The organism is Bacillus sp. 522_BSPC, from assembly GCF_001076885.1.
GTDB lineage: Bacteria > Bacillota > Bacilli > Bacillales > Cytobacillaceae > Niallia > Niallia hominis.
In genome coordinates this window covers 1-9,917 of the sequence record NZ_JVDT01000041.1, presented here as the reverse complement: position 1 = coordinate 9,917, position 9,917 = coordinate 1, and the positions used below count along the sequence as shown (strand labels likewise).

At 35.1% G+C, this 9,917-nt stretch carries 7 protein-coding genes; 1 reads left to right on the top strand and 6 read right to left on the bottom strand.

Features of this window, described 5'->3' with window-relative positions; genetic code table 11:
- Window positions 1–131: 131 nt before the first annotated feature.
- The 6 genes from ADJ83_RS03645 to ADJ83_RS03620 form a co-directional block, all read right to left on the bottom strand.
- A complete protein-coding gene (locus ADJ83_RS03645) occupies window positions 132–2,618 on the bottom strand; it encodes a helicase-related protein (RefSeq protein WP_048716951.1) in 2,487 nt (828 codons plus the stop codon).
- Window positions 2,619–2,971: 353 nt separating this feature from the next.
- On the bottom strand, window positions 2,972–3,913 hold the full coding sequence (locus ADJ83_RS03640; RefSeq protein WP_031539418.1) for an ABC transporter ATP-binding protein: 942 nt from the start codon (window positions 3,911–3,913) through the stop codon (window positions 2,972–2,974).
- Complete coding sequence (locus ADJ83_RS03635; RefSeq protein ID WP_031539419.1) at window positions 3,910–4,965, bottom strand: ABC transporter ATP-binding protein; 1,056 nt, start codon at window positions 4,963–4,965, stop codon at window positions 3,910–3,912. The genes ADJ83_RS03640 and ADJ83_RS03635 overlap by 4 nt, the downstream gene beginning before the upstream one ends.
- 18 nt (window positions 4,966–4,983) lie before the next feature.
- A complete protein-coding gene (gene opp3C, locus ADJ83_RS03630; RefSeq protein WP_031539420.1) occupies window positions 4,984–6,138 on the bottom strand; it encodes an oligopeptide ABC transporter permease in 1,155 nt (384 codons plus the stop codon).
- A gap of 1 nt (window position 6,139) precedes the next feature.
- On the bottom strand, window positions 6,140–7,069 hold the full coding sequence (gene opp3b, locus ADJ83_RS03625) for an oligopeptide ABC transporter permease (protein ID WP_031539421.1): 930 nt from the start codon (window positions 7,067–7,069) through the stop codon (window positions 6,140–6,142).
- A 154-nt stretch (window positions 7,070–7,223) separates the two neighbouring features.
- Entirely contained in the window at window positions 7,224–8,891 is a 1,668-nt protein-coding gene (locus ADJ83_RS03620) for a peptide ABC transporter substrate-binding protein (protein ID WP_048716943.1), read from the bottom strand.
- 564 nt (window positions 8,892–9,455) lie between these two features.
- On the opposite strand from ADJ83_RS03620, the gene ADJ83_RS03615 reads away from it, so the two are divergent.
- Complete coding sequence (locus tag ADJ83_RS03615; RefSeq protein ID WP_048716939.1) at window positions 9,456–9,818, top strand: DUF3899 domain-containing protein; 363 nt, start codon at window positions 9,456–9,458, stop codon at window positions 9,816–9,818.
- Window positions 9,819–9,917: the final 99 nt, after the last annotated feature.

Genomic DNA, 9,917 nt, shown 5'->3' with positions numbered 1-9,917 from the left:
CATGAGAAAGTAGCTTTATTTAAGAGCTAAATTAGAGATTGTTCTTATTAAAAATTATTTATTTAGTTTTATCCCAGCCTCTTCTTTTTCCCTTTCTCTGTCAGCAATATGCAATAGAATACTACTCCAAATTATGTTCTATGAAAACAATCATTACAGATAGAAAATTTAAATCTAGATGACAGCTCTTTTCCACACTTTCTACATGTTTTAACACGCTTTTTCCCTTTAATTCCAGCTTTCAAATGATCATTTATTTGATCACTCAATTCTCCTCTTAACTTTTCCCAATAATATGCTTCTGTTCTTCTTTCCAATTTATATAAAAATAATAAATGAAGGCCGATAGCCTTATACGATAACTCTAACTCCTCCAAGCTGTCTGTTTTTAGTTTAGGTTCTGGTAAATCCTTATTTTCAACAATTGCCTCCATATTGATTTTCCATTGAGCACGTAAGGCTGCTTCACTTGTTGCAAACGGAAGCTTCAAGAAGCTGAATAAGTCATGTAAGGACATTCTAGCTTCCACCATTGTATCCATTATCATTTCATATAATAGTACTTCCTCTGCTAAGGATGCCTTTTTTGTTCCCTCTGGACTTTTAAAGTGTCCCCATAAATAGAAGAAAAGCCCAAGGTTATTAGAGTACTTTTGAAATCTTTCTAATACAGCATTAGTCGGTGCAATCGTAAATCCATAAAGATCATTATCCTTTTTTTCTAATAAATACTTCATCTTTTTACGATCGCTTGTAAAAGCAACTCTGCCAATATCGTATATTCCTTTTCTTCCTGCCCTACCTGCAATCTGCTTCACTTCCTGAGAGCTTAACATCCTTCTTCTTATACCGTCAAACTTGTCATTTTCTAAGAATACGATTCTTCTTATCGGCAAATTAAGCCCCATTCCAATGGCATCTGTGGAAACAATTACCTTTGTTTCTCCTTCAATAAACCGCTGCATTTGTTTTTTTCTAGCTTCTGGAGGCATACTTCCATAAATTACACTTACTTGCCAGCCATTTCTTTGTAACTCAGAAGCGGTTTCTAATACACCTCTCCTTGAAAAGCAAACAAGCGCATCTCCTTTCCTTGTTTTGCTCAATTGAAATAAATCCCCTTCTATTTGTAACGGCGTATCCCTACGATACTCGTGGACTTCCACATTTGCATCGCCTAGTAGCTGCAGAAGCATATTTTTTGCATGTAGACTTGCGATAATATGAATCTCTTTTGCATTTGCCTTCGTTATTGCTCGATACCATGAAAATCCCCGTTCCTTATCTGCAATCATTTGGGATTCATCGATAACCACTACGTCATAATAATCTTTCTCATGAAACATTTCCACTGTACTAGACTGATGTTGTGCCTCTAGTACAAGCTTTTCCTCTTCCCCTGTTTTAAGAGAGCAAGGTACACCTTGCTGATTTAGTTTTTCATAAATCTCTAATGCCAGCAATCTTAATGGAGCCAAGTATAAACCACTGTCTGCCTCCATCATGCGATTAATTGCTTGATACGTTTTACCAGTATTCGTTTCTCCGGTATGCAATACATATTTTATATTTCTACTAGTTGGAGGATAGTATTCTTTACCAAAAATATCCTCAATCATTCTTGCTTCTTCTTCTTTTCGCCGCCTTTGTTCCTCGCGATCCTCCGCTTCTTTCAGTTCTTTTCTTTTGCGATCCTTCTCCATTATCTCCTTATGAATCTCCATATCAAAAGGAATATCTAATAGCTTCTCTAAATCAATTATATATTCAGGAAATAAATCTTCTAGAAACTCTCCTGTAATTTCTTTAAGTAACGGCGTACTTGCTTCTAGTAAAAAGGAGTTGGATAAGGATTGATTAAATACTTCTTGATATTCCTCCTTTATACGCGTTGGTAGTTTATCTTTTACCCATGAAGGAAAAAAATCAATGAGATGTTGAAAAATTAAATTTTCATATGTTTCTGTTCTGTCTTCTAAAAAGTAAAATTGGTTATAAGACATGTCCATTTCATTCGATAGATATTCTTCAAACGTTATTTCCATGGAAGGCAAAATAATCCCATTTCTATCGATCTCAACAGCAATATTACATCCCGTTAAATAGCGTATATAAAGAAAAAGTTCCTCATAATGTTTCTCCATTAATTGTTCTATATAATAAGAGAATTTAGCGGAATATTTACGCTTCCTTTCCAAATCATTATTTTCCTCTACATGTTGTAAGTAGATTTTCCGTATCTCTTTATATCTATTTTCCCATTTCTCTTTATGGTCGCCTATATGTGCTTTAAGCCAACCCTCATATGAAAATACATCAACATCTCGAATTTCATTTCGAAACAATCGATTTATATCCTTTTTATTAAGATCACTGATATCAAAACCTTTACTAGTAAGATAATCCTTTTTTTCAGAATAACGAATATGGCTGGCAGCTGTATTAATCCATGTGTTTAACCATATTTGCTCGATAAACACCTTTCGATCAGCCATGTATTGTTCAAAGGATGGTTTAGTTTCTTGTTTTTCTAAATACTTATTTACGTCATTCATGATAAGCGTTTTTGTTTGTTGAATCGCTTTATCGTATTGGGATTTTAATATTGAATTGACCATTTATGAACTCCTATGATATATATTTCCACTCTTCTTTTACTTATTTTCCTTTATTTTAGCGTAGTCATGTAAATTTTTTAATATTTTTTGGATTTTCTTGTGTTTTTGGATGGGAGTTTTACTATTTATAGAGAACACAGCCTTCCTTTCTTCGACAAGATACTGTTTAGTCAAATAAGGGTATGTCGGTTTTTATCGTTTTTTAGAAAATGATTTTTCCTCCATTTAGGATTACATATGTAATGATAGGGGAAAGAAAAAGAATACAGATTCATTTCCTGAGAAATGAAAAAATCCTTGCATCTTGGCAAGGATTATTTGGGAGGTCTTCTTTAATAGATTAAATTTGATGCTTATTTTTTCTTTAGGCTCAATTCTCTTTTGTACTTCTCTAACTCTTTCGTAGTACAACGCACAAAGTGACCTGGAGTAATTTCTCTTAACTCTGCTGGCTCACTAGTGTCATGTACGGATGGATCATAAGCGATTCTTGTACGTTCACGCTCATAACGTGGATCTGGAAGCGGAATTGCCGATAATAATGATTTTGTATATGGATGAAGTGGATTATCATAAAGCTCATCTGCTTCTGCTAACTCAACCATATTTCCCATATACATAACACCAATACGATCACTTATATATTTAACCATAGATAGATCATGGGCAATAAATAAATAAGTTAATCCACGTTCCTTTTGTAACTTTTTCAATAGGTTAACAACCTGTGCTTGAATAGAAACATCAAGTGCAGAAATTGGCTCGTCACAGATGATGAAATCTGGCTCTACAGCTAGCGCACGAGCAATTCCAATTCTTTGGCGTTGACCACCACTGAATTCATGTGGAAAGCGTGTAGCATGCTCTTTGTTCAATCCAACTACTTCAAGTAATTCTTCTACTCTCTGACGACGTTCTTCTGGTGTTTTTGCAAGCTTATGATTATCAATACCTTCTGCAATAATATCCAGTACCGTCATACGCGGATTAAGAGAGGAATGAGGATCCTGGAAAATCATTTGCATTTTTCGGTTAAACTTGCGAAGCTCTGCATTTGATTTTTTTCCATGCACATCTTCGCCTTCAAATTTAACTTCTCCACCTGTTGCATCATAAAGACGGATAATGGTTCTACCTGTTGTAGACTTTCCACAACCAGATTCACCAACAAGACCAAATGTTTCTCCCTTAAAAATGTCAAAGGATACACCGTCTACCGCTTTAATGATTCTATCTCTACCAGCTGAAAAGTGCTTTTGCAAATTCTTTACTTCTAATAATTTTTCGTTAGTCAACTTTTTTCACCGTCCTTGCGACCTGTTTTGGAGAAACCAAGCATTCTTTGTTTAACCGCTTCTGGTGGCTCAATCTTTGGTGCATCTTCATGTAATAGCCAAGTTGCTGCATAATGTGTATCAGAAACTTTAAACATTGGTGGTTCCATCACTGTGTCAATTTCTAGTGCAAATTGATTTCTAGGCGCAAAAGCGTCTCCTACTGGAGGCTTTAACATATTTGGTGGGCTTCCAGGTATAGCAAATAGTTCTTCATCCTTACTATCAAGTGTAGGCATTGATCCAATTAATCCCCAAGTATAAGGATGCTTTGGATTATAGAAAATATCATCTACTGTACCAATTTCAACAATTTTACCAGCATACATAACAGCTACGCGATCAGCAACATTTGCTACTACACCAAGGTCATGGGTAATAAAAATAATCGCACTCTCCGTTTTCTTTTGAATGTCCTTCATCAATTCAAGGATTTGAGCCTGAATCGTAACATCAAGTGCTGTAGTTGGTTCGTCAGCAATTAAAATCTTCGGATTACACGCAAGCGCAATTGCTACAACCACACGTTGACGCATTCCGCCTGAAAATTGATGTGGAAATTGATTAATGCGAATTGCTGGCTGTGGAATGCCTACTAATTCAAGCAACTCAAGCGCACGTTTCTTAGCGTCAGCTTTATTCATGTTTTGATGCTTGATTAGACCTTCCATGATTTGATTCCCGATTTTCATTGTAGGATTCAAAGAAGACATTGGATCTTGGAATACCATAGAGATATCTTTTCCGCGAATTTTTTGCATATCCTTCTTCGATTTTTTAATAAGATCTTCGCCTTCAAATAAAATTTCTCCACTTTTTATAATACTTTGTGGTTCAGGAAGAAGTCTCATTAAAGCATTGGAAGTAACGGATTTACCAGAACCGGATTCTCCTACAATTGCTAGTGTTTCCCCTTTATTTAACTCAAAGCTAACACCGCGAACAGCTTGTACTTCACCGTTGTAGGTGTTAAATGATACTCTTAAATCTTTGACTTCTAATAATTTACTCATTTATAAACACCTACTCTCCTATTTATGCATTTTTGGATCGAATGCATCACGCAAACCATCACCTAATATATTGAATGCAATCATTAATACTGATAATACAGCCGCTGGGAAAACTAGTAAATATGGGTACAATCGTAAATTGGCAAACCCTTGCTGAATTAAAGCACCTAGTGAAGCATTAGGTGGGACAATACCAAGTCCGATAAAGCTTAGGAATGCTTCGAAGAAGATAGCTCCTGGAATGGAGAACATTGTATTAACAATAATAATACCAGTTATATTCGGAATTAAGTGTCTTCTAATTATCGTACCATTTGATGTTCCTAACGTTCTAGCAGCAAGAACAAATTCTTGATTTGTTAGCTTTAATACTTCTCCACGAACAATACGGGACATACCTATCCATCCTGTAATTGCTAATGCAATAACAATGGAGACAATACCAGGCTGGAGAATAAGCATCATTAAAAGAATTATTACTAGGTTTGGAATCCCTACTAATATTTCTGCAATACGCTGTAATACGTTATCAACTCTTCCGCCATAGAAGCCAGAGACACCACCGTATGTTACCCCAATTAATAAATCAAGAATTGCAGCAACAAATGCAATGATTAAGGATACTCTTGTACCTTCCCAAAGTCTTGTCCATTGGTCACGACCAAGTGTATCAGTACCAAACCAGAAATAGGTATCATCCATCTCCTTTGCTTCATAGATATGAAAGGTTGCTTTAACAGCAGCAGAATTTCTTGAACCGTCTCCTTCTTCAAGGACTTTAATATCAACAAACTCATCTGTACTTTTATAACGAGCCATTGCCTTTGTAGTTGCATCTTCCACATCAGTGCCTTCATATCGACCTGATAATGTACCATTTAGACCCAACCAAGAAACATTCTCTAATAATGGCACCCTAGGCGGAAGCTTTGCTCGAGAAAGTTCCTGATCATCGTTACCATAGTCATTCATACTTGGACCAATTATACTCATAATAATAATTAACAAAATTATGAATATGCTAACTATAGCAGGCTTGTTTTTCATTAGCGTTCTTCTTGCATCCTGCCCAAAGGTTCTACTTGGTGCCGTTATTTTTTCACTAACATTTTCTTCTTGATTAAGAGGCTTAAATAAATTCTTATCAATTTGATTAAGATTTTTCTTTTCCATTTTATTTATTACCTCCTGCAATTCTAATTCTAGGATCGATTAATCCATATAGGAGGTCAATAATTAATATAATGATTACAAACCCAAAGGCAAACAATAATGTTGTCCCCATAATTGTCGGATAATCATTTACATTAACAGATGATACAAATTGCTCTCCAATTCCAGGAACAGCAAATATTTGCTCAATTACTAAGGATCCTGTCATTAAGCCAACCGCCATTGGCCCAATTACTGTAACTAAAGGAATCAATGCATTACGTAATCCATGCTTGAAAATAATTCCTGCTTCACTAACTCCTTTTGCACGAGCTGTCGTTATATAATGTGAATGCAGAACCTCGATCATTTCAGTTCTAGTGAACCTTGCAGCTACAGCTAGTGGTGAGATTGCTAGTGCAATAGTTGGTAGAATCGTATATTCAAACCCATCCCAAAGCGCAACAGGTAGTAAGTCCCATTTCACCGCCAAGAAATATTGTAATAGTCCTGCAAATACGAACGATGGAACTGATGTCCCGAGTACCGCTATAATGGTGGATGTAAAATCGATTGGACCATTCCTATAAATAGATGCTATTAAGCCCAGTAGAATTCCAACAACAGTTCCCAGCACTAAAGCCTGTCCACCTAAAAGCGCAGAAGGGCCAATTTTAGACGTTAGAATATCTGTAACCGGCGTATTATCAAATGCAAACGAAACCCCTAAATCCCCCTGCACTAGGTTTCCTAAATAACGTACATATTGAACAGGAATCGGATCGTTCAAACCATATTTTTCCAATATAATTGTTTTTTGTTCTTCACTTAATTTATCGTCAGCCTTCAGCGGACTTCCTGGAAGGAACTTCATCAGGAAAAAGGAGACTGTTGCGATAATGAACAGTGTTATTAACATATACCATAAACGTCGAAGTAAGTATCGAGCCATCTGTGCACCTCCTAATTTTCTTTGTTTATTATAGCATAATAATTTATTTTTGCTATAATCAGAATTTTCCTACTCAAAAATACAAGAGAGTATATGCTATAAAAGCATACACTCCCTCTTATTTCATAGCATCGAATTTTTCAAAAAAGCGAAATTACTCTTCAGCTCCAATAGATACCCATTTGTATTCATAATCTGGTCCAAATGGATTTTCAATTAAGCCATGAATTTTTGGAGATGATAGGAATGCGCCAGCACTTTGATATACAGGAGCGATTGCCGCATCTTCAAATAGAATCTTTTCAGCCTCTAAGAAGTTTTGGTAACGAGCTTCGTTATCTGTAGCAAGAGTAGTTGTTGTTTCTTCTAACAATTTATCGTACTCTGCATTTGAGTAACCCATTTTGTTATTTCCGCCATCTGTAATCCATAAGCTTAAGAAAGTGTATGGATCAAGGTAGTCAGGACCCCAACCAGCTAATTGAAGATCGTAGTCTTGATTAGTATCTAAATCTAAACGTTGTTCAAATGGTACTTGTTTTAGAGTTACTTTTAATCCTGGTAGATTTGTTTGTAATTGGTTAGCAAGATATTCGTTCATTGTTTTAGATACATCTGTATCTCCGCCTAGGAATTCGATTTCTACTGAATCAGTTCCTAATTCTTCTAAACCTTTTTCCCAGAATTCTTTCGCAGCAGCAGTATCATATGTTACAAGATCTCCACTAACTTCGCGGAAATCACCACTACCGTCAGGCATTGGAGTAAAGTCTGCTGGAACTAGACCATTAGCAGCTAAAGAACCATTATTTAAAATTGTATCTACTAAAGCCTGTTTATCAAACGCACGGCTGATAGCTGCGCGAATATTTTTATTAGCAAGCGCTTCGTTTCTTGTTTGATTTATTTTCAAATAGAATACAGAGTTTCCTGCTTTAACTGTATAATCTTCATCAGAAGAATATTGGTCAACTAAGTCTGAAGATAAACCAGTACGGTCTACTTCTCCTTTTTCATAAAGGTCAACCGCTGTTTGAGCTTCTTTTACTACTACATAATTAATCGTTTCTAACTTAACTGTATCTGCATCCCAGTAAGTATCGTTTTTAGCAAGATTCCACTTTTGAGATGTACTTTCCCAGTTTTCTAATTTGAAAGGACCATTAGCTAATAGATTTTCAGAGCTAGTAGCGAAAGCCTCGCCTTTTTCTTCAACGAATTTTTGGTTCAATGGTAAGAATGTACCAAAAGTTGTTAAAGATTCAAAATAAGGTGTTGGGTTAGCAAGTTCAACAACTAAAGTATAATCGCCGTCTGCTTTAACTCCCAAGTCTTCAACTGGCATATCACCTTGGCTAATTTCTGCAGCGTTTTTAATTACGCCACCCATCATATATGGACCGTACTCAGAACCTGTATCAGGATTTACAGCACGTTGCCAAGCATAAACGAAATCGTTAGCAGTTACAGGATCTCCGTTTTCCCATTTTGCATCTTCACGTAACTTGAACGTCCAAGTTAAGCCATCTTCAGATACTTCATGGCTTTCAGCAATACCTGGTGTAACTTCTCCGCCTTCACCTAAACGATTAAGACCTTCCATTGTAGCACCTAAGAATTGGAAACCATATTGATCTGTTGCCATTGATGGATCCATAGAAGGAATCGCATCTCCGTTAATTAAGTTTAATACTTGTTCAACATTTTCTTCTGATGAACCATCAGTACCTTCAGACGCGTTATCATCTCCGCCAGAACATGCTGCTAAAAATACACTCAGTATCAATGTAAGTGAAAGCAGCCAAGTTAATTTTCGCTTCATTAAAAAAGACCCCCCATTGTTATATTATTCTGTAAATTACATCTAAAAAAGAAGCTAAAGTGAGTATACTATTATTCTAGTAGAGTTGTAAAGACTAAATATAGAGATAATTTCAAATATTGCTATAGTGCGCTAGAGTGCTTTTGCATTAGAACAACAAAGACAGCGCTTACTTTTGTATTAAAATTCTAAAAATTTATATTAAAAATATAGAGAAAGATATGGCAAAAGAACGATTAATTGTTAAAAATATCCATATCCCAATATACTTTTCTCCCTGAAATTAGAAGACAGTATTATTATTGTAGAATTTCATAATAGGATATATTTACATTATTAGTTCTTTTCTTCCTTAATATTGTAAATAATAATCCGATTCCTCCTAGATTAATTCAACTATCTTTCAACTATATGAAAAAGAAGGTGACACTCTTTTTGACTATTTAATAGTATATATGCTCAATATTTTATAGTCATATGGCTTCCGGAAATGTACATTCTATAAAAGTTAGGTTAAAATACGATTATTCGTGTTGCAAACATACTTAGTAAAGGTGAATAAACATGCTTAATAAAAAATGGTCTCTATTTCTAATAAATATCTTTATGACGGGAATTCTTTTTTTTATTTTTTCTTCTGAATATACTTTTGTTTCTTATATTAATACTGTCTTTTATCTTACTTTCTCTTATATCGTTGTATTTCTATTTCAATATATTGCAAAAGGAGGCTTTTTTGACGGAGTAACGTTCAGCTTCCGAAGATTCCATCACGTGATTCTTAAAAATGATGACTACTTGGATGAATGGAAGGAAAAACCACTTCCATCTCAAAAGTTTAACAAAAGGTTTTACGCTACAATTAAATTTCAAGTACTACTTCTTTTGATTTATCTATTCATTTTGCTTTTCATTCACTATATTTAATACTACTGTTTTTATAGTCCTTTTTAATGAAGACTTTCCCATTAAAGAGGCTGGAACAAAACTAAATAACTAGTCTTTAAAGACGAACAATCTTTAATT

Coding starts and splice junctions, on each gene's coding strand:
- ADJ83_RS03645 (WP_048716951.1), bottom strand. CDS start 2,618: ATGGTCAATTCAATATTAAAATCCCAATACGATAAAGCGATTCAACAA.
- ADJ83_RS03635 (WP_031539419.1), bottom strand. CDS start 4,965: ATGAGTAAATTATTAGAAGTCAAAGATTTAAGAGTATCATTTAACACC.
- opp3C (WP_031539420.1), bottom strand. CDS start 6,138: ATGGAAAAGAAAAATCTTAATCAAATTGATAAGAATTTATTTAAGCCT.
- opp3b (WP_031539421.1), bottom strand. CDS start 7,069: ATGGCTCGATACTTACTTCGACGTTTATGGTATATGTTAATAACACTG.
- ADJ83_RS03620 (WP_048716943.1), bottom strand. CDS start 8,891: ATGAAGCGAAAATTAACTTGGCTGCTTTCACTTACATTGATACTGAGT.
- ADJ83_RS03615 (WP_048716939.1), top strand. CDS start 9,456: ATGCTTAATAAAAAATGGTCTCTATTTCTAATAAATATCTTTATGACG.